Source organism: Bradyrhizobium sp. URHA0013, assembly GCF_000518345.1.
Lineage (GTDB): Bacteria > Pseudomonadota > Alphaproteobacteria > Rhizobiales > Xanthobacteraceae > Bradyrhizobium.
Map to the genome: position 1 here is coordinate 32044 of NZ_JADK01000015.1, position 22556 is coordinate 54599.

Consider the following 22556-nt stretch of genomic DNA (forward strand, 5'->3'; position numbering starts at 1 on the left):
CGTCGCTGAAGTCGGCGCTGGACGGATCTCCGGTCTGCGAAAACGCGTTGCGCCGGTATGGCCCGGCCGGCGGGAGAGCGTCTCCGCCCGGATCACCGCAGCGTTGGCGCCCAGGCCCACCTAGCCCAGAACTTCGCCTATTGGCCCACCGGCGGTGTAGAGGACCAGGTGAGGTCCGCTCAATGAGGCAGGGCGGACTAAATTTGCTCAGGTTGAGTTCTTCGCATTTTGGCTGCGCTTATTCGCGTGCGATCACGGCATCCAGCCAAGCGCAATTAAGCGCTGGTACGCGTGGATCGGCCACGCGCACGCCGCGGGCTGCCGCATCGAGCCGCATGTCACGCAGGCGCTTGCGCTGTTCCTCCGGCATGTGGAGGCGCTCATGGCCCCACAGCGACGGCCCATCGAAGGTCTCGTGCGGCTGCCAGGTACCGGGATCGATGATACGTGCGCCCCAGCCGTATTCGATAAAGAAACCGGACGGCGTATTCACATAGAACGAGGTCATGTGGTCGTTGGTGTGCCGGCCCAGCGTGTAGGCGATGCGACCGTCGTCCAACTGCGCGAGGTCGTAACCCTGCCCGACATCGTCGAGACTGCCGAGCTCCACCATGAAGTGATGCAGGGCCTTCCGCCCGGAGCCGACCATCGCGAAACTGTGATGGCGGCCGTTGACGTGAAAGAAATAAAGCCCGTAGGGCTTCAGTCCGAAGTCGGAGACGTGAAAGCCGAGCACGTCGCGGTAGAACGGCAACAGCGATTCGACGTCGTCGACACTGAGCACCACGTGCCCCATGCCGAGCGCACCGGTGCGAAAACCCGAGATCGGCCGTCCCGGCTTAAACGGTTCGGTCGCAAGCTCGGGCTTGCAGAAGGCCTCCAGCCGGTTGCCGGCGGGGTCCGCGAATACGATCAGCTCGGCCACATGCCGCTCGTCGGCGATCGCACGCGACCCGCGTGTCACCTTCACGCCGTGCTTCTCCAGCCGTCCGGCGAGGCGGTCGAGTCCGGCGGTGGACGGAACCTCCCAGCCCATCACCGCAAACCCGGCATCGCTGCTGCCGTCGACGATCAGGCGCTGCTTGCGATCGTCCATGCGGAAGGCGCGCATCTTGCCGCCGCAGTCGACCTGCTGCATGCCGAGCAGCCCGGTGGCCATCCGGCCCCACTGGTCCAGCTGCGACGAGCTGATTCCGATATACCCAAGCGCGGTGATTTCCATCGACGTCCTCCCGAAGGCATCGCGTCTGCCGCACTGCGGCGAACTTGATACCGGCCGCGCGCGCTCCTACGGTGGCGCCCCGCAATCGCTTCGCGTTCGCAAAGACGATAATCGCAAGGCCGCAGGCCACAAGGGAGGAAATACCAAGTGTCCAAGGAGCGGACGCGGAACGGTGGGCCGCGGCAGTCCGAGGGCGTCCGCGCCTTCAAGCGTGGGCTGGACGTGCTGCGCGAAGTCAACCGCTCCGGCGGCATCCGCGCCGGCGACGTGGCCCGCGCGCTCGACCTTCCTCGCCCGACCGTCTACCGCCTGCTCGAGACGCTGGAAGAACTGGGCTATGTCGCCCGCAGCGCCAGCGACGACCGTTTTCGCGTGACCCGGCGGGCGCTCAGCCTTGGCGACGGCTACGATCCGGGCGTGGTGATCTGCCAGGCGGCGGCACCTTTCCTCACCGAGCTTAGCAAGACGCTGGTCTGGCCGGTCGATCTCTCGACTTACGAGAACGCTGCGATGGTGGTGCAGGAGACCACGCATTCGCGCAGCCCGCTCTCGATCGACCGCGGCATGATCGGCAAGCGCCTGCCGATGCTGCGGACCTCTGCCGGGCGCGCCTATCTCGCCGCAAGCCCGGCGCGCGAGCGCGATCTGATCGTCAACCATCTCCGCCGCATCGACGAGGCCGAAGATCGTCCCTTCCTCGACGAAGGCCGCCTCGACCGAATGATCGCCGAGACGCAGGCGCGGGGCTACGCGATCCGCAGTGAGGGCGAATACAACCTCAAGACTGCTTCGATCGCCGTCCCAATCGTGCGCAATGGCACGGTGTTCGGCTGCATCTCGATCATCTGGATACGCTCGGCGCTGGGGATCGACGAGGCCGTGGCGCAGTTCGTCGCGCCGATGCGCGAGGCTGCCACCGCCATCCCGGTCAGCCCCTAAAGCGCGATGAGATCAGGACGAATCGTCCTCGCGCTTCAGGCTCTAGCTCACCCGCACCGGCAGGGATTTCAGGCCGCGCAGCACGTTGTTGACTGCGAGCACGGGTTCGCCGAGCTCGAAACGCCGGACTTTCTCCACCAACAACTCCAACAGCGCGGTCATTTCCAGGCGGGCGAGATGCAGACCCGCGCACATGTGGATGCCGTTGCCGAAGCCGAGGTGATCGCTGGCGCGGCGGCGGATGTCGAAGCGCTCGGGGTCCTGCCACTTCCGTTCGTCGCGATTGGCCGAGGCATAGAGCAGCAACGCCCGGCTCCCGGCGAGAATGGTCGCGCCACCGACGGTGGCATCGGCGGTCAGATGGCGGGTGAACCCTCGGATCGGCGATTCCAGGCGCAGCGCCTCGTTGATCGCGTTGGCGATCAGTGTCGGATCCTCACGCAGGAGCTCCCATTGTTCGGGATACTTGCCGAACAGCAGGATCAGGTTCGCGGTGGCAAAAATCGTGGTGTCGAGGCTTGGTCCCAAATAATCGCGCATCAGGACCGGACAGCGCTCCGGCTCGACCTCGCCACGATCGGCGGCTTCAAAAATCCGCTGGCCCCAGCTTCCCGGCCGCAATCGTTCGCGGATCGCCGGACCACCGAGATAGGTTCGCATCTCGCGCACGTCGGTCATTCCTGCGCAGCCACGCTCGTTCATGGTGCCGAGCACGTTGAAGGTGGCCGATGCCCAGCGCAGCATGCTGCCGCGGCCGTAATCTTCCAGCCCCACCAGCTTGGACACGATGGTGAGCGGAAGTTGCTGGGCCAGATCCGTCACCGCGTCGAACGCGCCGCGGGTGACGAGGTCGTCGACGAGCCGACGCGCCTCGGTCCGGATCTGCGGACCGATCTCCTCCAGCGCCCGCGGCAGCAAGGGCGCCGCGATGATCGCGCGCAGCCGATCGTGCAGCGGCGCATCGCTCGCAAGCGTCGTGCCGCGCGACATTTCGTTCACGTCGTCATTGGCGGCAACCCCTTGCGCCGACGAAAACAGGCCGGGATTGCGCAAGGCGGCGCGGACGTCCTCGAAACGGCCAAGCGCATGGAGCGCATTCTGCGGCAGCCAGATTACGGGCCCGAGCTCGCGCAGCGCGCGGTAATGCGGATAGGGATCGCACAGCACCGCGTCGCTGTAGAGATCGACATCGTAGACTGGACAGTCTATGTCGGCAGCGATCATCTGCTCCCTCCTGCTTGTCGCAGTCGCCTGTTCAGCGAACGGCGACCCACTCGCCCTTCTCGAGCTTGCCGAGCGTCAGCGCACTCTGGTCGAGCCCGGTGTGATCATTCGGGCCGTAATTGTAGACACCGCGCGATCCGGCAACGCCCTTCAACGACTCGATCGCAGTGCGCAAGCCTTCGCGGAATTCGGCGGTGCCAGGCTCTCCCACCTTCAGCGCGGCCGGCACCGCCTGTTCGAGCAGGATCAGCGCGTCATAGGCCGAGCCAGCGAAGATATTGCGGCTGGCGGGTCCGAACTTGCCCTCATAGCGCTGGATGAATTCGAGCGCGGCCCTCTTGGCGGGATAGTCGTCGGGGAAGGACGCAGCACCGACCGCTGGGCTCAGCGGCACGAAGATGCCGTCGCCTTGCGCGCCGGTCAGCTTGCGGAAATCGCCGAAGGTCGCGCCGAGCGTGCCGTAGATTTGCCCCGCAAATCCCTTCTCGCGCAGTTGCAGCAGCGGAAGCGCCGCCGGCGCACCGGAAGCCGCGATCAGGACGGCGTCGGGGTCCGCCGCGATGATCTTCAGGACCTGCCCCACGACGGTGGTGTCGGTCCGCGCAAATTTCTCATTGGCGACGAGTTCGATTCCCGAAGCTGCGCACATGTCGGCGCTGACCTTGCTCCAGGCGTCGCCATAGGAGTCGCCGAAGCCAATCAGCGCGAGCTTCTTGACCCCGCTGTGCTTCATGTTCGCAAACAAGGGCGTCGCTTCATGATCGTCATTGGTCGTGGTCTTGAAGATCCAGCGCCGCCGCTCATCAACGGGCGCGACTAGCGCATTGACAGGCGCCAGCGAAATCATCGGCAGCTTGTACTCGACCGCCGGATCGATTGCGGCAAACGAACCCGGCGTGGTGGTCGGCCCCACCAAAATATCGATCTTGCTCTCCTGGAACAGTTTCCGCAGCGCGGACACGGCCGCGGTGCTGTCGGAGGCTTCGTCGAGAAAGAGATAGATGATCTTCTTGCCAGCGATTTCGGCGGGGCCAAAGGCAGTTCCGTTGCGCTCGGCATTGCCGATCGCAGCCGCGGGCCCGGTCGCCGACAGGATCACTCCGACATTAATATCGGCCGCAAAACTCGGCGCAGCGAACAATTGGACCACAACACACACGCCCAGCACGGATCGCAGCATGACCGTCTCCTCCACTTCGGCCGCCCGCGCCGGCAGCCTGAATATTATTGCCTTTGACTCCTCACTAGCCAAAGCCGGGGGTTCGCGCGTAGCGGTATCATCGAGCTGTCCGGCTGGCGGACAGGGAGCACGAGACTGGCCGCAGCCGGGTGCGTCCGCAGGGCGGACACTTGGCGCGACGGCATTGAAGGAGGGGCGTTGCTTGGGGAAAGAAATAGCCCCATGAAAGATAAATCCGCCTTTGAGGAATTCGACGTTGTGATCGTCGGCCGCGGCCCGGTCGGAGCCACGCTCGCCAACTTGCTCGGCTTGTGCGGCGTACGGACACTGGTGCTGGAGCGCGAGGCGCAGACCTATCATCTGCCGCGCGCGGTGCATTTCGACGACGAATGCATGCGGGTATTCCAGACCATCGGCCTCGCCGAAGCGATCCTGCCGCATGTCATCCTGAGCCCCGGCATGCTCTTTCTCGACGCCGACGGCCGGATGCTGCTGGACTGGTCGCGGCCACAAACATTGACGCCGATGGGATGGAATCTCAGCTATCGCTTCCACCAGCCCGAGTTGGAAGACGTGCTGATTGCTGGCCTCGCGCGCTGGCCGCACGTCGCCTTGCGCAGCCGCTGCGACGTGTTCGCGCTGGATCAGGACGAAATCGGCGTGCGCGTCCGCTACGAGGATCTTTCCACGGGGAAGCTGAGCGAAGTCCGCGCCGGCTATGTCATCGGCTGCGACGGCGCCCGCTCGCTGGTGCGCCGCTTCATCGGCTCCCGCATCGACGATCTCGGCTTCCACGAGCGCTGGCTCGTGATCGACGTGCTGCTCAAGCGCGACCGCGACGATCTCGGCGACTACAGTATTCAGCATTGCGATCCGCGCCGGCCGGCGACCTATGTTCGCGGCACAGGCGCGCGGCGGCGCTGGGAGATCACGGTTCTTCCGGACGAAGAGTCCCAGGAGGTGGCGCAGCCGGCAAAAGTCTGGGAGCTGCTGTCGCGCTGGATCACGCCCGGGGATGCCGAACTCGAGCGCGCCGCGGTCTACACCTTTCATTCCGTCATCGCGCAGCAATGGCGGAGCGGTCGTCTGCTGCTCGCCGGCGACTCCGCACACCAGACCCCGCCCTTTCTCGGCCAAGGCATGTGCGCCGGCATCCGAGATGCCGCCAACCTTGCCTGGAAGCTTGCCGCAGTCCTGCACGGACGGGCGGAGTCAAGTCTGCTCGACACCTATCAGAGCGAGCGCCAGCCGCACGTGCGCGAGTTCATCGAGCTCGCTATCCGCCTCGGCGGCGTCATCAACACCAAGGCGATCGAAGCGGGCCTTGCCGCCGGCGAAACCCGCGAGAATGCACCGGTCAAGCTGGAGGTCAAGAAGCCCCTGCTCGGCCCTGGCCTCGCGCTCGGCGATCTGCCTCTCGCCGGGCATCTGGCGCCGCAGTTCGAGTTGACAGACGGCCGCCGCGGCGACGACCGGGTCGGCTACAGCCACGTGCTCCTCGTCGAGAGCGCGGCCGCGCTCTCGTCGCGTCACGCTCTGTCCCAGGCAGGAATCGACATCCTGATCAGTGACGATGCCGAGGGCGTCGGGTCATGGCTGCGCGAGCACGGCATCATCGCCGCACTCGTTCGCCCCGACCGCTACGTCCGCGGCACCGCCCGCAACTACACCGAGCTCGACCGGCTCATTGCCGCCATCACGCCTCCAACCCACGTGCCGTCCGCGGCCTGATCGACTTTTCGCAAGGATATCTCATGAAGCTGCTTTCTTTCATCGCCGACGGTCGCCCCTCTTTCGGGGCCGTCAAGGACAATGGCGTGGTCGATCTCGGCACGCGCATGGCGCCCTGCACCACGCTGCGGCAGTTGCTCGAAACGGGTCGGGTTGCCGAGGCTGCAAAGCTGGTCGCATCTGCTGCACCCGATCATCCGCTCGACAGGATCACCTTTGCCCCCGTCATTCCCGATCCCGGCAAGATCATCTGTGTCGGCCTCAATTATCGCGACCACGTCGCCGAAACGGGGCGCACCGTGACCGAGAAGCCGGCACTGTTCGTGCGCTTTCCCTGCAGCCAGGTCGGACATCTCCAGCCCATCGTGAAGCCGAAAGTCAGCGACGATTTCGACTACGAAGGCGAACTCGCGCTCGTGATCGGCAAGCAAGGCCGTCACATCTCCGCGAGTCGCGCGCTCAACCACATCGCCGGCTATTCCTGCTACAACGAAGGCAGCGTCCGCGACTGGCAACGGCACACGAGCCAGTTCCTCTCCGGCAAGACCTTTGCGGAGAGCGGCAGCTTCGGCCCGTGGCTGGTGACAACGGACGAGATCCCTGACCCGTCGAAGCTGACCTTGCGGACGCGCCTGAACGGCACCGTCGTGCAGGACACCACCACGGATCTCCTGATCACCGCCATACCCGAGCTGATCGCCTACATCTCGGCGATCTGCCCACTCAATCCCGGCGATGTCATCGTCACGGGCACGCCCGGCGGGGTCGGCGCCAAGCGCACGCCGCCACTGTGGATGCGTCCCGACGACACCGTCGAGGTCGAGATCTCCGGCATCGGAACCTTGCGCAACAAGGTGATCGCCGAACCGGTCTGACCGCCGGCACCAATAAACAAAACGACAACAGGATCGGGAAATGCCATGACCACGCTACGTAGGACATCGACCGCCATCCCGCTGATCATGTTGGCGCTCGCAGGCGCCACGGCGCACGCCGAAGTCAAGGGCGATGCCATCCGCATCGGCGTCCTCACCGACATGAACGGGATATTCGCGACCGCGATGGGCCCGGGCTCCGTCGAGGCGGCGCGGATGGCGGCGGAGGAATTCGGCGGCAAGATCAATGGCAAGCCGATCGAGATCTTGCAGGCCGACCACCAGAACAAGCCGGACCTTGCGGGATCGCTCGCCCGCAAATGGTTCAGCGACGGCGTACAGGCGATCGCCGATGGCGGCAGCTCTGGTGCCGCGCTCGCGGTGCAGGAACTGGTGCGCGGGAACGGAAAAATCTTCCTCGTCTCCGGCGCCGGCGCCAACCAGCTCACCGATGAAGCCTGTGCAGCGAGCAGCGTGCAGTGGACGCAGGACGCCTATTCGACCGCGACCGCCGTGGTCTCGGGCATCATGCAGACCAGCAAGGAGTCGTGGTTCTTCATCACCGGCGACTATGCCTTCGGCCACTCGATCGAAGCAACCGCCCGCGCCCGAATCACCGAGCTCGGGGGCAAGGTCGCCGGCAGCGTGAAGGCGCAGCTCGGCACGCCCGACTACAGCTCGTTCCTGCTCCAGGCGCAGTCCTCGGGCGCAAAAATCCTGGCCATCAACGTCGCCGGCGACAACGCCACCGCGATCAAGCAGGCGGAAGAATTCGGCCTTGCCAACCAGGGCATGAAGATCGTGCCGATGTCTTTCCAGAACGTCGATATCGAGTCCGTGGGGTTGAAGGCGACGCGCGGGGACTTCATCGTCACCTCGTTCTTCGAGGACGTCTCGCCGGCAGCCCGGAAATTCGCCGATGCGTTTTTCGCGCGTCGAAAAGCGATGCCGTCGCAAATCCAGGCCGGAGTCTATTCCGCCGTGCACCACTATCTCCAGGCCGTGAAGGATACCGACTCGGACGACGGCGCAACGGTGATGGCGAAGATGAAGGCGACGCCGGTTTCGGACGCTTACACGCCCAATGGGCGCATCCGTGAGGACCAGCGCATGGTGCAAGATCTCTATTTGGTGCAAGTCAAGACGCCGGAGGAATCCAAGGGTCCCTGGGATTTCGTCAAGCTGGTCGCGACCATCCCGCCCGACCAAGCCTTCCGCCCGCTTGAACGCAGCAAGTGCAGCCTGGTCGGCAAGTAGAGCGCCATCACGCCAAACTGTCGCCTCGGTGGCTGCCGGCCCTGTCAGTCAAGTCGATCAGCAACTTCCGCTTGTGATTGTACGTCGGCGGGATGGAATGACCTCGCCCAGATCAACGGTGTCAATGACTTGTCGTGCCGATCGGCTCGGGACCCCACGCCGATTCACACGTCGCCGGAAAGAGGCCCACCATTCAAATGCGGGGTGCTGGGCGTGGTCAGGCCGGTGGAGCGGTCGCGGCTGGCGATAGAGCGCGGGTTCGGCTCCCGTCATGTTCTTTCCGCGCCTTGCCGGCTCTATAGGACACTCTAGGAGGCGTTCGCCCTCGCTCGTTCGCGCGCCTCGCGCCGACGTTCGCGGCGTTCTCGCCGCCGCTTGGCGCGGTCAACGGGCTGCCGCAGCGGAGGAACCTGCGTCGCAGAGACTGTCGCCGTAGTCTCCGGGATCAAAGGCGCCTGGGTCGGTTCGGGCGCAGCGGGGCGGGTTTCCATGAACTCGAGCACCGCCCGTCCATTGGCTGTGATCTGCCATCCGCCGCTGATGCGTTCGACCAGCCCGTGTGAAAAGATGTCGAGATCGGGCACCCGCGCGGCGAGGCGTCTGGTCCGGTCCGCCCATTCGCGTCCACTGGTCGCCAGGATGGCCATGTCGCGTTTGAGGTCCTCCATGACGGCGAAGCCATCCGGGTAGCTCACCAGGATCTTGAGGACCGTCACCTGGAAGTTCACGCCCCCTCCGGATCAATCAGCGCCACATCGTGGGTGCATGGGACAGGGCGTGGCGGCCTACCTGCCTGAGGACGTCGGGGGAAATCTCACCCTTGGTAGCAGCTTCCAGGATTTTCGATGCAACGTGAGTACGTGCTCCAATCTCGCGGCGCGAGACGCTTTCGCAGACTTCATCGAGGACCGCGCGCAAAAGCGCGGTCGTTTCCGTGTCGAACATGAGATGCCCCCACAAACCCAATACTAGCCCGATTTCACCCCGTGGGGGATTCAAGCATGTTAAGCTTCGCGGCAAATGCGCTCGGAATTTTGAGGAGCAGAGCGCTGCCGGCCGACGCTAGTACGCAGTCGGCGCCAACAGCAGCGCATCGACTACCACGCGCACGCGGTGGAGGTCCCAATCGGCTGGTCGCTTCGGTGCGATCTCTCAACCGCACTGACGTCGGCTTGCCGGGTGCGAACGGACCGAGCTCGAAGATGCGTGCAACGCCCGTAAGTGACCTATATGCGACTTTCGACGATTGGAAGAATGATCCTGACCTATTCGATCGGCGGGATGGTGCGGATCCACGCGACGATAGCGTCGAGATCCTGCTCAGTCATCTTGCTGAAATAGCGTTGCCGGGCCATCGGCAGCTTGAGCACGCGGCCGTCGCGGCTGATGCCCTCGGTCAGCGCGCGCTTGAGTTCGGCGTCCGTCCACGCGCCCACACCCTTCTCTTTGTTGGAGGAGATGTTGGCGACTACAACTGAGCCGAAGGGGCCCTTCATCTCGTGACCGCCCTTGCCCCACCAGTTCTTAAAGTCTTGAGTGCCATCGGGCTTGCGGGAGTGGCATTCCATGCAATGCGCGAGGGTGGCGAGATAGAAGCCGCGCTTGACTTGATCTTGAGGGACCGAGTCACCGATTGATGTTTCGGCGCCCGGCAGTGGCACGGGATACGCCGCGGCCTTATAGACCGGCGGCGGCATCTCGTTGCTTACCGGCTTGGCGGTCTTCAGATAGGCCGCGATCGCATCGAGATCACTTGGCGTCAGAATTCTGTAGAAGCCGTAAGGCATCTGCGGCGCAACCGACACGCCGTTCGGTCGCAACCCGCTGATCAGCAGTCGCTTGATATCATCGTCGCTCCAAGCTCCAATGCCTGTGTCGAGGTCGGGCGTGATGTTTGACCCGTGGACAGTGTAGGCCGGTCCGTCCCAGACAATAGACCCGCCCGAAAAACGTCGCTCCATGATGAGACCGCCGGGCCCGCGTGGCGTATGGCAGCCATCGCAGGCCATGACCGCGTTGACAAGGTAACTGCCGCGCTCGATTGCCGTCTCGGCGGCGGCTGTAGTTGCGGCGCCACACAAAACGGCGAGTACAGCGAAAACGTAGATCATCGCTCCGGCCCCCGCACTTTTAAGGCTTACTGCTTTCACACTGGAGCCTAGCGGCCGCGCGATATGTGAACTCGTTCACGTCCGGACAAAAGTTTTTATCACCTAACGGCTTATCAGCGAGGTGACTGCCCTTGTCATTGAGGTCCGCTCAGCCGGGATGGCGGACAGGATTTGCTCAGGTTGAGTTCTTCGCATTTTGACCCTGGCTGTGTAAAAACGCGAAAGATCGAAACTCGGCTAGAATTACATTCTTCAGTTCGTTCTCTAAGTTCAATGCGCTTGCGCGTTTGACCACGAAGACGGTCTTGAGCGAATGACTTATTCTATCGCCGCGTAGCGTCCTGGCGTTTTCACACAGCCAAGACCCTCAGCGGACGTCGCGCACCCGCCGGATCGGATGCCTCGTGGGTCGCTATCTCGGTTCGAGGCGACGTAGTCGATCTCGCCACGCGCAATCCCAATATCCATCAACTCCCGATCACTTAGGTTCGAAAGATCGCGTCGCAGCCGCTCCCATTTCCGCCATTCTTGAAATGCCCCCCAGAAATTCTTGAGGGCGCTCGAATCGTGCCTCTGGGATACGGCCGTCTGAACTAAGCCCGCCGTACGATCAATCGTGCTCATTGCAGCAGCCCTGAATGCGTAGTTTCCACCCAGACAAGCTGCCCAGTTCTCGGCGGGCATGCTTGACGTGCTGCTTACATTTTCCTTACCGGCAGCATATTCTTTGTGTCGCCAAACGTTGCTAGGCCCCGATGACCAGAGACCGCCGAACGGGATTGGAACCTTGCGCTATCTTTTCGAGGAATACGCATTCGACACCGACCGGCGCGAGCTGCATCGCGGGGCAGACCTCATCTCCATCGCGCCCCAGGTATTTGACCTAATCGATTACCTGATCCGCAACAGGGAGCGAGTTGTCAGCAAGGACGACATCATCAAAGTCATTTGGAATGGGCGCAGCGTCTCCGACGCGGCGCTGACAACCCGCCTGAATGCCGCCCGGACTGCAATCGGCGATTCCGGCGAGGAACAGCGGTTCATAAAAACACTACCGCGCAAGGGCTTCCGCTTCGTCGGAGCAGTCCGGGAAGTGAAGGAACCGGCAGGCGCAGCACTTGCCGACAATCAGGTAGAACTTCAAAAAGCCGATCTTGCGCTCCCCGACAAACCGTCTATCGCTGTGCTGCCGTTTGAGAACATGAGCGGCGATACCGAGCAGGAATATTTCGCCGATGGCATGGTGGAAGAAATCATCACTGTGCTGTCGCGCTTTAAGTCTCTGTTCGTTATCGCACGTCACTCAAGTTTCACCTTCAAAGGCAAAGCTGTTGATATCGAGGAGGTCCGACGCAGGCTCGGCGTGCGCTATGTCCTTGAGGGAGCTGTGCGCAAGGCGTCGGGAAAGGTTCGCATCACAGGGCAATTGATTGATGCGGTGACAGGCGCGCATCTATGGGCGGAAAGATTCGAGCGTGAGCTGACGGACATTTTCGCTCTTCAGGACGAAGTTGCGCTCGCCGTTGTCTCGGCTGTTCAGCCAAAGATGCTTCAAACAGAGATGAAATGGCGACGCGGCGGCGACCAGAGAACCTCACCGCATATGATTTCTTTCTTCGATCCATGCAACAGTATTACCTGACAACCCGCGAGAGTTTAGCTGAGGCGATTAAGCTGGCTCATCGCGCTTTGGAGCTAGACCCGAGGTTCAGCTCTGCAGCGGCTCTGGCAGGTGACTGTCACGCGAGCAACGTCGCTTTAGGCTATGCCAACGATCCCGAGTTCGACGGGAAGGAAGCAGTTCGGCTTGCTCGTTTGGCATTGAGGCTCGATGATGGTGATCCGGACACGTTGTCCAGGGTTGCCGTAATCTTGGCGGGCATGGTCGGAGATAGTGAAGCCGAAATCGAAATGGCTGACCGGGCGGTCGCGCTCAACCCAAATTCATGGCGCACTTGGAACAATAGAGGCTGGGTCTATATAATGGCGGGAGTGCCCGAAGAGGCAATCCGAAGCTTTGAACGTGCTATTCGCATGAGCCCGTTAGACCCGCTGCTACACATGACTTTTCTGGGCGTTGGGCATGCTCTTATGGCGCTTCGCCGCTTTGACGAGGCGATCATTGTACTTAAGAAAGCCCTTCGCCAGAATCCTTCCTTTATGCCAGCTTGCCGCGGACTAGCGTCTGCCTTCGCCCATCTCGGACGCGACGCTGAGGCGCACGCCGCGGCGGCGCGTGTGCTTGAGATCGATCCCGCCTTTACAGTATCGGCGCATATCGCCCGGGTCCCCAAAAGCTCAAAGCTGTTTATGGAGGGCCTTCGGAAAGCGGGGTTGCCCGAATAAGGCTTCCTGCGCTGTGCGGCGACGTGATCGAATGACCGCTGCTGGCGCGAAGCTGTCGTTCGCTTAGTGAGTGTTATCGCATGATTTGATGTCGAACCCGGATGCTCACGTGCGAGCCGGATGACCGAGAGCGGCGTTCGGCGCCACGTCGTGTCTGCCTCAAAAGCCTATATTTCTTGACAGCCCGAAGTCAGGCAGCCGCCGCCGCTTCCCGTCGAGCGTTTCTCCGCAATATCTCCGGTGGCACGCCGAAGGTCCGGAGGAATGCGCGACGCATGCGTTCGCGGTCCACGAATCCTGTTTCCTGCGCCACAACATTGACCGTGTGCCGCCCCTCTTCGATCATGAACCTAGCGGCCTCCAGCCGAAGCCGCTCAACGGCTTTTGCTGGAGACTGGCCGGTTTCGGCCAGAAAGGCCCGGCTGAACTGGCGGGGGCTCAGGTTGGCGACCGCCGCAAGCTCTTCGATCGTCAATGGGTTCCGTAAATTTTGACGGATGTGCGCCAGAACCAATTCGATGCGATCGGACTTCGGCGTCATGTCAAGGAGTGCGGAGTGCTGCTTTTGTCCCCCCATCCGACGCTGGTTCATGACCAGAAGTCTGGCGACCATTTTCGCGGCTTCGGGACCGAGATCATTATCGATCAACGCCAGCACGAGATCGATCCCCGCGGTCATTCCCGCCGACGTCCAGACCGGACCGTCATTGATGAAGATCCGGTCCTCCTCTGCCCTGACATCCGGAAACCGAGCCCTGAAGCTGGCAGCATGGGCCCAGTGCATCGTCGCGCGTCGACCATTCAGAAGGCCCGCTTCAGCCAGCACGAACGCGCCGCTGCAGATCGAGGCGATCCGCCTGGATGCTTTGGCTGCCTCTTGCACGAACGCGATCATGGTCGCATCGGAGGAAGGCATGTCCATCTCGGTGATCGAACCCACGATGACGGTGTCGAAGGCGGGATCTCCGAATGCCTCGGTTTCCAGCGTCATCCCTGAGGAAGACCGAACCGGACCGCCATGTTCTGACAACAAATGGATGTCGTAGCGCTGGTCGGCCGGGGGCAGATTGACGATTTCGAATGCCGTCAGCGCCGCAAGGCTCATCAGCTGAAACCGTTGCGGCACGATGAACCCGACCCGATGCATTTTCGCTCCTGTGGCACGAATGGTGGCAAGAACGACCTACGTCAGCCCCGCCGTAATCGCTAGAGTCCGAGCAACAAATCTCGCACTGGTTCCTCGCCGCTAAGCGACCCCCATGTCAGCGCTTCCGTGAGGGAGAAAGGATGATGCATGTCTTCCGATCACGCCGCCTTCGTCGAGCATCGCATTTCTAGGGGCGAAGGAAAAGTCTACGCTCGAGATTATGCGGGTTCTGGCCCGGCCTTCGTGCTCATGCACGGCTTCCCCGACAATCTGCACATCTGGGACGACCTGATTCCGCACTTGGTCGCCAGCGGGCGGCGCGTGGTGACGTTCGATTTTTTGGGCTTTGGCGCCTCCGACAAGCCCGCCGGCACCGTCTACAGCTTTAAGCAGCAACTTGGCGACCTTGAAGCGGTGGTCGAGGGTCTGGGTCTGGGGACGATCGTCCCGGTCGCTCACGATTCCTCGGGGATGGCGACGCTCAATTACGCGCTCACCCATTCGGACGGTGTCGATTCCGCGATCATGCTCAACTCGGCCTATAGCGAGGACCCCACGGTTCTTTGGCCCGAGATGATCACGCTGTTCGCGACCCGGAGCATGCAGGCCCTGGCCATGGCGATCGCCCAGAGCCCCGAACAGTTTGGCTGGCTGCTGAGATGGCAGCAGAAGAAATTCCTGGATTCTTTGCCCGAGGCGCAAAAGTCCCATTTCAGCGCGTTCATCGGTCCGCTGATCAGCGACAACTTTATCGTCCAACCTGGCGCCGGTCCTGCCTTCGTGCAGTTGGCGGCGGAATTCTTCGATGAACATGCCCGAAACGCAAAGCATCTGACGGCGCTCAAGACGCTGGATATTCCAGTCAAGCTGATCTGGGGACGGTACGATCCTTACTTCCCCGCCGCCATGGCCGAGCGGCGCCAGTCTCAGCTCAAGAATGCGTCCCTCACCGTCATACCGGCAGGTCATTGGCTGCAGGCCGACGAGCCCGCGCAAGTGGCGAAGGCGATGCTGTCATGAGCCGCGTCCTCAACAAGCTCGCCGTGAACGCGACCCGCTTGACCAGGCTCGCCTGCTTCGGCGCCCTCGTCGCGATGTTCGTAGCGATCAGCCCGGCCACTTCGTCCGCTCAGTCGGCACCGCCATCTTCGGGCCTTGACGTGCCGACCACCAAGCTGCTGGCGATCGGCACCTTCACAGCCAAAGGGACGCCGAACCAGTGGAAGCCGCTCCTTCCTTCTGAAGTGCGCGACACCGTACGGCTCTATCTCGCTGGGAAAATCGACCAGTGGTACCTCAAGCAGGACCAGAGCGGTGTCGTGTTCATGATGAACGTCACCGATCCGAAGGAGGCTCTGGAACTGCTGGGCAGGTTTCCTTTCGGCCAGGCGGGGATGATGGAATTCCAGATCATCCCGCTCGGCCCGATCGCGCCGCTTCGCGTGCTTTTGACCGAGCCTGCGAAGTAGTTCGCGGCGCTCCGGACCAATCTATCAAAAGGAATTAGCAACATGCCCGACAACAAAAATCCGCGCGTTCATGCCGAGATACTGCCCGCGCTTGCCGCCGTCGTCGTTCCGACAACCAAGATCCTGGCGATCGGGTCGGTCACGGCCAAGGGCACGCCCGCGGCAATCGCACCGGTCCTGCCCCATGAGGTTCGTGCGACGGTCCGCAATCATCTCGCTGGAAAGATCGAGCAGTGGTTCTTCCAGACGGAGGGCTACGGCGTCGTCTTCATCGTGAACGCGACCAGCACTGCGGAAGCGCACGAACTCCTAGAGAAGCTTCCTCTTGGCGTGGCCGGCATGATGGAATTCGAGCTGATCGCTCTCGGCCCGCTTGCGCCGCTCGCCATGCTCATCGGTGAGCCTCCGCGTTCGTGATGCGATCCGCAAACCGCGTTGGGAACTTGGTAGCGCCCCAGACTCCGTCAGACCGCATTCGTAGCTTCGTGACTACCCGATCGCTCCGCTTCGGATGCATTTTACGGATACTGCGAAGTCGTTCGTGGTCCCCCTACCGATATGCCGAGAGCAAGCAGTAAAATGCCTGACGTCAAGAATCCGCGTGTCCGTGCCGAGATATTGCCCGCGCTCGCCGCCGTTCTCGCTCCGACAACCAAGATCCTGGCGATCGGCTCGGTCACGGCGAAGGGCACACCCGAGGCGATCGCCTCGGTCCGCCCCCATGAGGTTCGCGCCACGGTTCGCAATCATCTCGCTGGAAAAATCGAGCAGTGGTTCTCCCAGACAGAGGGCCGCGGCGTCGTCTTCATCGTGAACGCCACCAGCACGGCAGAGGCGCACGAACTCCTGGAGAAGCTTCCACTCGGCGTCGCCGGAATGATGGAATTCGAGTTGATCGCTCTCGGGCCGCTTGCGCCGCTCGCCATGCTCATCGCCGAACCTCCGCGTTCGCAATGCGATCCGCGGGTTTCGTTGTGAGCTCGGTGGCGCTCCAGGCTCCATCGCCAACCGATTGAGGTCGACCGGGGCATGGTGAAGCCATGTCGGGGACCAAAGATTACATCAACAACCCGCCAAAAAGGACCCGCCACGATGCCTGTTGTCAAAGCCGCGGCCGTGCAGATCAGTCCCGTTCTCTACAGCCGGGAAGGCACTGTTGGCAAAGTGGTCAAGAAAATCATCGAGCTTGGGCGCCAAGGCGTCCAGTTCGCGACCTTTCCGGAAACGGTCATTCCTTACTACCCCTATTTTTCCTTCGTCGAAGCGCCTTACCTTATGGGCGCGGAGCACTACAAGTTGCTCGATCAGGCTGTGACCGTGCCGTCTGACGCCACCAGGGCTGTCGGTGAGGCCGCAAAGCAAGCCGGCATGGTCGTCTCCGTCGGCGTCAACGAGCGCGATGGCGGCACGATCTATAACGCGCAACTCCTGTTCGATGCCGACGGCACACTCATCCAGCACCGTCGCAAGATTTCTCCGACCTATCATGAACGCATGGTCTGGGGTCAGGGCGATGGCTCCGGGCTGCGCTGTGTCGACAGCGCCGTAGGGCGCATCGGTCAACTGGCCTGCTGGGAGCATTACAACCCGCTGGCCCGCTACGCCTTGATGGCCGACGGCGAGCAGATTCACTCCGCTATGTACCCTGGCTCGTTCGCCGGTGACGGTTTCTCCGAGCAGATTTCAGTCAATATTCGCCAGCACGCACTGGAGGCCGGGTGTTTCGTGGTCTGTGCGACCGCCTGGCTGAACGCTGAGCAGCAAGCTCAGATCATGAAGGGTACCGGCTGCAGCATCGAGCCGATCTCTAGCGGCTGCTTCACCGCGATCGTCTCTCCAGAGGGCGCATTGATGGGCGCGCCGCTGCGATCGGGCGAAGGCGAGGTCATCGCCGATCTCGATTTCTGGGCTATCGACAAGCGCAAGCGCCTGATGGACTCGCGCGGTCACTACAGCCGCCCGGAGCTGCTCAGCCTCATGATCGACCGTACGCCGAAGTCCCATGTGCATGAGCGCAACGCGCATCCAGCGCTGAAATCCCTAGACCCGGCCGATCGGCTGGAAGAAGTCGACTCGCGTCGAGTAACGGCAGCTACCTCATGACTTCACGCCGGCATCTTCTTCTCACTGGCGGCGGTCTCGTCGCCGCGCTCGGCCTCCCGAAAGCGGCGCTCGCGGACGCGACGAAGGGCGCCTAGCCGCCAGCCCAAAACCTGCTCACAAAGGATCAAAGCTCATGACGACCGCGACAATGAAAGACGGCGCGAAGGTCTACTTCAAGGACTGGGGTGCCGGTCCGGTCGTAACCTTCTCCCATGGCTGGCCGCTCACCGCAGACGCCTGGGACGCCCAGATGCTGTTCCTGGCGAACCACGGCTACCGCGTTATTGCTCATGATCGACGCAGCCATGGTCGATCGGATCAGACCTGGACCGGCAACGACATGGATACCTATGCCGACGATCTCGCCACACTACTCGAGACGCTCGACGTCAAGGGTGCGACGATGATCGGCCATTCGACCGGTGGAGGCGAGGTGGCGCGCTATATCGGCCGCCATGGCACATCGCGGATATCGAAAGCAGTCCTGATTTCCGCGGTACCTCCCTATATGGCGCAGACGCCCACCAACCCTAACAGCGCGCCGATGAGTGTGTTCGACGGTCTGCGCGCGAGCCTGCTTGCCGATCGGGCGGGGTTCTTCAAAGAACTGGCAATGCCGTTCTTTGGCTATAACCGTCCCAATGCGAAGGTTTCGCAAGGCCAGATAGACTCTTTCTGGCTTCAGGGCATGATGGGGAGCCTCCAAGGCGAGCATGACTGCATCAAGGCCTTCTCCGAGACCGATTTTACGGATGATCTCAAGAAGATGACGATCCCAACCCTGCTGCTGCAGGGTAATGACGATCAGATCGTTCCTATCGACATCGCGTCCCGGCGTTCGGTGAAGATCCTGCCAAACGCGAGCCTGAAGGAATATGCCGGTGCTCCACATGGCATGTGCGTCACCCACGCCGATCAAGTGAACGCAGACCTGCTGGCCTTCCTCAAAGGATGACGAGGACGAAATCCTCCTGCCGATCGACCGGCGGCAAGAGCGGATACGTCGCGCGGCAAAGCATATTCATTCTGAGTGAGGCGAAAGATGAGCAAGGCACAACATGAACTTCCGATTCTCGTGACCGGGGCGGCTGGACGGATCGGCTCGGTGGGCCGCTCAGTGACCGAGCTGCTTCTCGCCCGTGGGTTCCGCGTACGGGCGCAGGTTCGTGTCGACGACGAGCGGGCCACAAGGTTGCGCGCGCTCGGTGCAGAAGTCGTGGTTGGCGATCTACTCGATCTTATGGCGGTACATCGGGCGATCGAAGGGTGCGAACGTCTCTGCTTCGCAATGTCAGTCGCGTCGACCTATCTCGAAGCGGCTGTCAACGTCGCCGTCGTCGCGAAGCATCATGGCGTAAAGGCGTTCGTCAATCTCTCTCAGATGACCGTCAACGAGATGGACATCTTCAATACGACCCCCAGCCCACAGCAAAAGCAGCATTGGTTGGCGGAGCAAACGCAAACCAACCCTCGCCTTGAATCTCTCAGTACCTCATGAAACTCCACTGGGTCCGGAACGAGATCGCCCGCATGCGTGGGCAGATCCGCGCCCAGGCGCGCGAAATCCACATGCTGCAGCGGGCTGGCGTCGCGACCGTCTCGGCCGAACTGCTGCTCTCGAGGGCCAAGGTCGACGACCTCTGCCGAGAGCAGGGCGCGCTCCGGAAGGCCATAGTCGGCAAGCTACGGGCGCGGTCGATATCCAGCGGACGTGAGAGCTGGTTCACACCCGCAAAGTCTTTGAGGCCTAGGCTCCGCCCCGCTGCTTCCGGAAGGAGATCGATGATGGCCGCACACTGGTAAAGGTGCTCTCGCATACGAGGGGCGGGAGCTCGAGGTCGGGGGACTGAGATCATCGTGATCTTTTGCAGCGCGGGCCGCGGCCATGCTCGGAACGAGGTGTCGCAGCGGGTATTGGTGTCTCATGGACGACAGGAAGTGGATTGCCATCATGGTCGCGTCGATGCTGCTGCTGGTCGGCGTCGCTGCGTTGCTGGTGCAGCAACCGGAGCTAGTCGTGACCGGACATTCGGTGGTGAGCGGCCGTCCTTTCGCCTTCTGAGAAGTTGGGCCCGGCGGGGGGCACTGCCCTCACGAATGAGAGGCGTTCAACTACACGGGCGCCTCGCGGGCCGCGAATGCGCGATCGTTTCTGAGCACGTCGCTGCGGAGGCCGGCAGAACAGGCAGGCGACGAAACAGAGGCTGTCAGTATTCGCATGGGAGCAAATCCCGGCTGGGGTCGGTCGGCGCAAGAACGCCGAAGTCGCGGGGAAATCTCCTATTTCGCGGGCGGCCGTAGCGGGCTGTCCGCCCACTTACGGGCCGTCGGGTCCTGCAGCGGGTCGTCTCCGCAATTGGTGCAGACGTACCGCAGCTTCCCGTTGGCGATTTCGTCAGGCACAGCCTTCATCGGCTTGCCGCACGTCGGGCACGCCTTCCGGACCGGATAGGGCACTGGCATCTGATTTTCCCCTGCGACGGCCAGTCTACGTCCGCCGCCATGCCGATCTCAAGACGGTCGCGGAAAGTTGCAAGAGCGTGTCGTGTGCCTTCTTGACTCAACGACCGCGGGCCACTCAAGTCGGGGCAGTGATGTTGTGGGTGCGTCATGGAGCAGGAATTCTATCAGGGTCTCGCGCAGCGGGTCCGTGTCATTGCCGAAAGGGCCGATCCGTTCACCCGACGTCGTCTGCTGGATCTCGCTAAGCGGTACGACGCCAAGAGCGGCCCTGGGCAATCCGGAGCAACTGAACGACCACTGCCGATCCCGCGCACCACGCCGCCGGCTTCCATCTTCTCCGAACCGGGCGAGGCCTGACCTCAGGCCTACCCCGCCAGCCGGCTGCTCCGTCGCGTTCAGGCAAAGCGGAGATCCGGCGATGTGAATTCAAGCCCGCGCCCTATGTCCGTGTGAAGCTTGCCAGCGAATGCTCGAAAAAGAAGCGCAGCATCTCCCTGGTCGCGTCCGGCCCGCGCGGATCGGTGTAGGACCCGGCAGGACTGCCTCCCGACCAGGCATGGCCGGCCCCGTGAACGCTCCAGTGCTCGGACGTGCCCAAGCCACCTTCATCGGTGAGGATGGTGCGGGTATATGCGTGCCCCTCAGGTACTCGCCCGCGAAGAATTTCCGTCCTCAGGCTCGCATCTTCGCTCGGGCCACTGAGAATCCGGTCAGCATTGCTCGGATGCACCGTGGTGTCGCGATCGCCATGGAAGACGATGGTCGGCACCGATGCGCCAGCCGTCCCGATCGGTCCAGCGCTGCCCTGCCGCATAGCGGCCAATGCGGACGGAAGGTCGCTGGCAGCCCCGCAGGCCAGGCCGGAGTGGACGCCGACGGCGGCATATAGGTCGGGGTACGTCGCACCCATGATGGCCGCGGCGGCCCCGCCAGCCGACAGGCCTGCGACGTAGACGCGCTTGGGGTCGATAGGATGCTCCCGCATGATCTGGCGGGTGATGCCCGCGATCAGCGAAGGCTCACCGCCATCCCGCCGCTGGTCCCCTGTGCGAAACCAGTTCCAGCATTTCGCATGGTTGGCTCCGCGTGGCTGCTCCGGATAGACAACGAAGCATTCCCGCTCCTCCGCCAGAAAATTCATCCGGGTGCCGGCGGCGAAATCGTCTGGAGACTGGGTGCAGCCGTGAAGCATGACGATGAGGGGACGTGCTCCTCCTTCCGCGCGGCTCGGAATGAACAGCTTGTACATCCGGCTTCCCGCCGCGTTGCTGAAGGTGGCAGCGACGAACCTTGTGCCGTCCGGTGCAATATCCACCTTGGACAGTGGAGCGCGCCCGACCGGACCTGGCAGGCTGAAACCGGAAAGATCTTTAATGCCGCCGAAGGGCGCGGGGCCTTTGTGTCGTTTGGCAGGCCTGGCTTGCGTGGACGGCCCGCTCTCCCTCTCCTCGACGACATTGGCCTTCAGTTCGAGTGTCGGCGGCTCGAGCCTCGCACGCTCGACAGGCACAGCATTTCCCCTTGTCGCTGCGGGGCCGCCATCGCCGCGCAGCATTCGCTGCAGCAGTGCAGTGGCTTCGACCAGTTGGCCGGCACGTGTGAGGCGGGTCGCTTCGCGGACCATGTCTGGATTCAGCATCGGTTCACCTCGTTCGGTCGGCGAGAGCGGCCTTGACTGCGGGGCTGGCATGAAGGGCTCCGAGCACCGAGACCGAGGCAATTGTGGCGCGTGCCAGCTCAGGCGTGACGTCCTGGTCGATGGTCGCCAAGCCGAGGACGTTGATGTGCAGCATCTCGCCGTCGCGCCGCGCCCTCTCGAGATCGACGCGGGCATAGTTACGCAGCCCCAGGTCCAGACTTTTACGGACCGTCGATTGCTTGACCACATCCGCGTGCCGCTCGAGCTGGTTGCGGATCGCCGTCCGGATGAAATCGGTGCGGTTCGAATAAAACCCTTCCTGCACCATGAGATCGACCTGGCCGAGGTCCACATAGCCCAGGTTGATCGTGATCTTCTCCGTATCCGGGGTCCGGGGTCGCAGTTCGCGTACATTGTCGGTCAACGGGTACATCCATTTTGACCATCCAAATGGATGGCGGTTGGATGCTAAATGGACATTCACGGAAGAATTTCAAGGCGGCAGGCAAACATCTCCCGCCGCCGCGCTTTCGGGACGGGATCCCGCTGCCGTTTCGCGAACCTTCCCAGGGTAGGTTTGTCCGGCCGTGAGGTCTAACCGACTGAAATCAACTGAGGGCTCGTTGGGCGCGTGCTATCATCGCGGCTACAGGAGGAAGACACATGTCCACTTCCAAGAAGCGATTAGCACCCGATGATTTTCCGGTGACTGCCGAAGGACAAAAGATCAAGAAGCAAGATGGCGAGCCCATCGCCACTACGGAGGATCATGAAACCGCTGCCGATCTGGCCGAGCGCATCAACGACGACGAAGCGCGCCGTGAGGAGGACAAATGGTCCGCCTGAGCGG

The 22556-nt window shown here is 62.5% G+C and carries 26 protein-coding genes; 16 read left to right on the forward strand and 10 right to left on the reverse strand.

All coding sequences use genetic code 11. From position 1 onward, the window contains the following. Positions 1 to 238: 238 nt before the first annotated feature. Positions 239 to 1222, reverse strand: coding sequence for a VOC family protein (locus tag N551_RS0119225; protein WP_027568278.1), 984 nt, complete (start codon positions 1220 to 1222; stop codon positions 239 to 241). Positions 1223 to 1369: 147 nt separating this feature from the next. Between N551_RS0119225 and N551_RS0119230 the strand changes: the two genes are divergently transcribed. Continuing rightward, a complete protein-coding gene (locus tag N551_RS0119230; protein WP_027568279.1) occupies positions 1370 to 2161 on the forward strand; it encodes a DNA-binding transcriptional regulator in 792 nt (263 codons plus the stop codon). Positions 2162 to 2203: 42 nt separating this feature from the next. Here the strand turns inward: N551_RS0119230 and N551_RS0119235 are convergent, their stop codons facing one another. Further along, on the reverse strand, positions 2204 to 3385 hold the full coding sequence (locus N551_RS0119235; RefSeq protein ID WP_035961600.1) for a cytochrome P450: 1182 nt from the start codon (positions 3383 to 3385) through the stop codon (positions 2204 to 2206). 31 nt (positions 3386 to 3416) lie between these two features. Continuing rightward, complete coding sequence (locus tag N551_RS0119240; protein WP_027568281.1) at positions 3417 to 4565, reverse strand: ABC transporter substrate-binding protein; 1149 nt, start codon at positions 4563 to 4565, stop codon at positions 3417 to 3419. A gap of 222 nt (positions 4566 to 4787) precedes the next feature. Here N551_RS0119240 and N551_RS0119245 point away from each other — a divergent pair, with 222 nt between their 5' ends. The 3 genes from N551_RS0119245 to N551_RS0119255 are packed head-to-tail and all read left to right on the forward strand — an operon-like array spanning position 4788 to position 8428. Further along, positions 4788 to 6296, forward strand: coding sequence for a bifunctional 3-(3-hydroxy-phenyl)propionate/3-hydroxycinnamic acid hydroxylase (locus N551_RS0119245; RefSeq protein ID WP_027568282.1), 1509 nt, complete (start codon positions 4788 to 4790; stop codon positions 6294 to 6296). A 23-nt stretch (positions 6297 to 6319) separates the two neighbouring features. Further along, the gene (locus N551_RS0119250; protein WP_027568283.1) at positions 6320 to 7171 is read left to right on the forward strand and encodes a fumarylacetoacetate hydrolase family protein; all 852 of its coding nucleotides are present in this window, start codon (positions 6320 to 6322) and stop codon (positions 7169 to 7171) included. Between the two features lie 45 nt (positions 7172 to 7216). Further along, positions 7217 to 8428, forward strand: a complete 1212-nt coding sequence (locus tag N551_RS0119255) for an ABC transporter substrate-binding protein (protein WP_027568284.1) — start codon at positions 7217 to 7219, stop codon at positions 8426 to 8428. 308 nt (positions 8429 to 8736) lie between these two features. Here N551_RS0119255 and N551_RS0119260 read toward each other — a convergent pair whose 3' ends face one another. The 4 genes from N551_RS0119260 to N551_RS37205 all read right to left on the reverse strand — a co-directional run bounded on the left by N551_RS0119260 (position 8737) and on the right by N551_RS37205 (position 11223). After that, complete coding sequence (locus N551_RS0119260) at positions 8737 to 9156, reverse strand: hypothetical protein (RefSeq protein WP_027568285.1); 420 nt, start codon at positions 9154 to 9156, stop codon at positions 8737 to 8739. Between the two features lie 16 nt (positions 9157 to 9172). Next, positions 9173 to 9373 carry a hypothetical protein gene (locus tag N551_RS0119265; RefSeq protein ID WP_027568286.1) on the reverse strand — a complete coding sequence of 67 codons (201 nt, stop codon included), beginning with the start codon at positions 9371 to 9373 and terminating at the stop codon, positions 9173 to 9175. Between the two features lie 320 nt (positions 9374 to 9693). Further along, a complete protein-coding gene (locus N551_RS0119270; protein WP_035961602.1) occupies positions 9694 to 10539 on the reverse strand; it encodes a c-type cytochrome in 846 nt (281 codons plus the stop codon). Positions 10540 to 10857: 318 nt separating this feature from the next. Beyond that, the gene (locus N551_RS37205; RefSeq protein WP_371180070.1) at positions 10858 to 11223 is read right to left on the reverse strand and encodes a DUF1127 domain-containing protein; all 366 of its coding nucleotides are present in this window, start codon (positions 11221 to 11223) and stop codon (positions 10858 to 10860) included. Positions 11224 to 11326: 103 nt separating this feature from the next. On the opposite strand from N551_RS37205, the gene N551_RS39365 reads away from it, so the two are divergent. Further along, positions 11327 to 12181 (forward strand): winged helix-turn-helix domain-containing protein, encoded by an 855-nt coding sequence (locus tag N551_RS39365; protein WP_245287819.1) that lies wholly within the window; start codon positions 11327 to 11329, stop codon positions 12179 to 12181. Continuing rightward, positions 12163 to 12885: a tetratricopeptide repeat protein gene (locus tag N551_RS39370; RefSeq protein ID WP_245287820.1), complete on the forward strand. Its 723-nt coding sequence runs from the start codon at positions 12163 to 12165 to the stop codon at positions 12883 to 12885. The genes N551_RS39365 and N551_RS39370 overlap by 19 nt, the downstream gene beginning before the upstream one ends. A gap of 190 nt (positions 12886 to 13075) precedes the next feature. Here the strand turns inward: N551_RS39370 and N551_RS0119280 are convergent, their stop codons facing one another. Continuing rightward, positions 13076 to 14032, reverse strand: coding sequence for a GlxA family transcriptional regulator (locus tag N551_RS0119280; protein WP_027568288.1), 957 nt, complete (start codon positions 14030 to 14032; stop codon positions 13076 to 13078). A 147-nt stretch (positions 14033 to 14179) separates the two neighbouring features. Between N551_RS0119280 and N551_RS0119285 the strand changes: the two genes are divergently transcribed. The 9 genes from N551_RS0119285 to N551_RS37215 all read left to right on the forward strand — a co-directional run bounded on the left by N551_RS0119285 (position 14180) and on the right by N551_RS37215 (position 20424). Further along, on the forward strand, positions 14180 to 15052 hold the full coding sequence (locus tag N551_RS0119285) for an alpha/beta fold hydrolase (protein WP_081747903.1): 873 nt from the start codon (positions 14180 to 14182) through the stop codon (positions 15050 to 15052). Beyond that, a complete protein-coding gene (locus N551_RS0119290) occupies positions 15049 to 15501 on the forward strand; it encodes a hypothetical protein (RefSeq protein ID WP_027568290.1) in 453 nt (150 codons plus the stop codon). Before N551_RS0119285 ends, N551_RS0119290 begins: the two co-directional genes overlap by 4 nt. A 42-nt stretch (positions 15502 to 15543) precedes the next feature. Then, positions 15544 to 15918 carry a hypothetical protein gene (locus N551_RS0119295; RefSeq protein WP_027568291.1) on the forward strand — a complete coding sequence of 125 codons (375 nt, stop codon included), beginning with the start codon at positions 15544 to 15546 and terminating at the stop codon, positions 15916 to 15918. Between the two features lie 162 nt (positions 15919 to 16080). Then, positions 16081 to 16479, forward strand: coding sequence for a hypothetical protein (locus tag N551_RS0119300; protein WP_027568292.1), 399 nt, complete (start codon positions 16081 to 16083; stop codon positions 16477 to 16479). A 114-nt stretch (positions 16480 to 16593) separates the two neighbouring features. Beyond that, the gene (locus N551_RS0119305) at positions 16594 to 17604 is read left to right on the forward strand and encodes a nitrilase-related carbon-nitrogen hydrolase (RefSeq protein ID WP_027568293.1); all 1011 of its coding nucleotides are present in this window, start codon (positions 16594 to 16596) and stop codon (positions 17602 to 17604) included. A 133-nt stretch (positions 17605 to 17737) separates the two neighbouring features. After that, positions 17738 to 18559, forward strand: coding sequence for an alpha/beta fold hydrolase (locus tag N551_RS0119315; RefSeq protein ID WP_027568294.1), 822 nt, complete (start codon positions 17738 to 17740; stop codon positions 18557 to 18559). Between the two features lie 87 nt (positions 18560 to 18646). Continuing rightward, positions 18647 to 19102 (forward strand): NAD(P)H-binding protein, encoded by a 456-nt coding sequence (locus tag N551_RS35930; protein ID WP_051462853.1) that lies wholly within the window; start codon positions 18647 to 18649, stop codon positions 19100 to 19102. Between the two features lie 426 nt (positions 19103 to 19528). Then, a complete protein-coding gene (locus tag N551_RS38190; RefSeq protein ID WP_155809819.1) occupies positions 19529 to 19666 on the forward strand; it encodes a hypothetical protein in 138 nt (45 codons plus the stop codon). Between the two features lie 548 nt (positions 19667 to 20214). Next, entirely contained in the window at positions 20215 to 20424 is a 210-nt protein-coding gene (locus N551_RS37215; protein WP_081747905.1) for a hypothetical protein, read from the forward strand. An 82-nt stretch (positions 20425 to 20506) separates the two neighbouring features. Here the strand turns inward: N551_RS37215 and N551_RS0119335 are convergent, their stop codons facing one another. Next, positions 20507 to 21706, reverse strand: coding sequence for a PHB depolymerase family esterase (locus tag N551_RS0119335; protein WP_027568295.1), 1200 nt, complete (start codon positions 21704 to 21706; stop codon positions 20507 to 20509). A gap of 4 nt (positions 21707 to 21710) precedes the next feature. Next, the gene (locus N551_RS0119340; RefSeq protein WP_035961605.1) at positions 21711 to 22139 is read right to left on the reverse strand and encodes a CopG family transcriptional regulator; all 429 of its coding nucleotides are present in this window, start codon (positions 22137 to 22139) and stop codon (positions 21711 to 21713) included. A gap of 230 nt (positions 22140 to 22369) precedes the next feature. Here N551_RS0119340 and N551_RS0119345 point away from each other — a divergent pair, with 230 nt between their 5' ends. Next, a complete protein-coding gene (locus tag N551_RS0119345; protein WP_027568297.1) occupies positions 22370 to 22552 on the forward strand; it encodes a hypothetical protein in 183 nt (60 codons plus the stop codon). Positions 22553 to 22556: the final 4 nt, after the last annotated feature.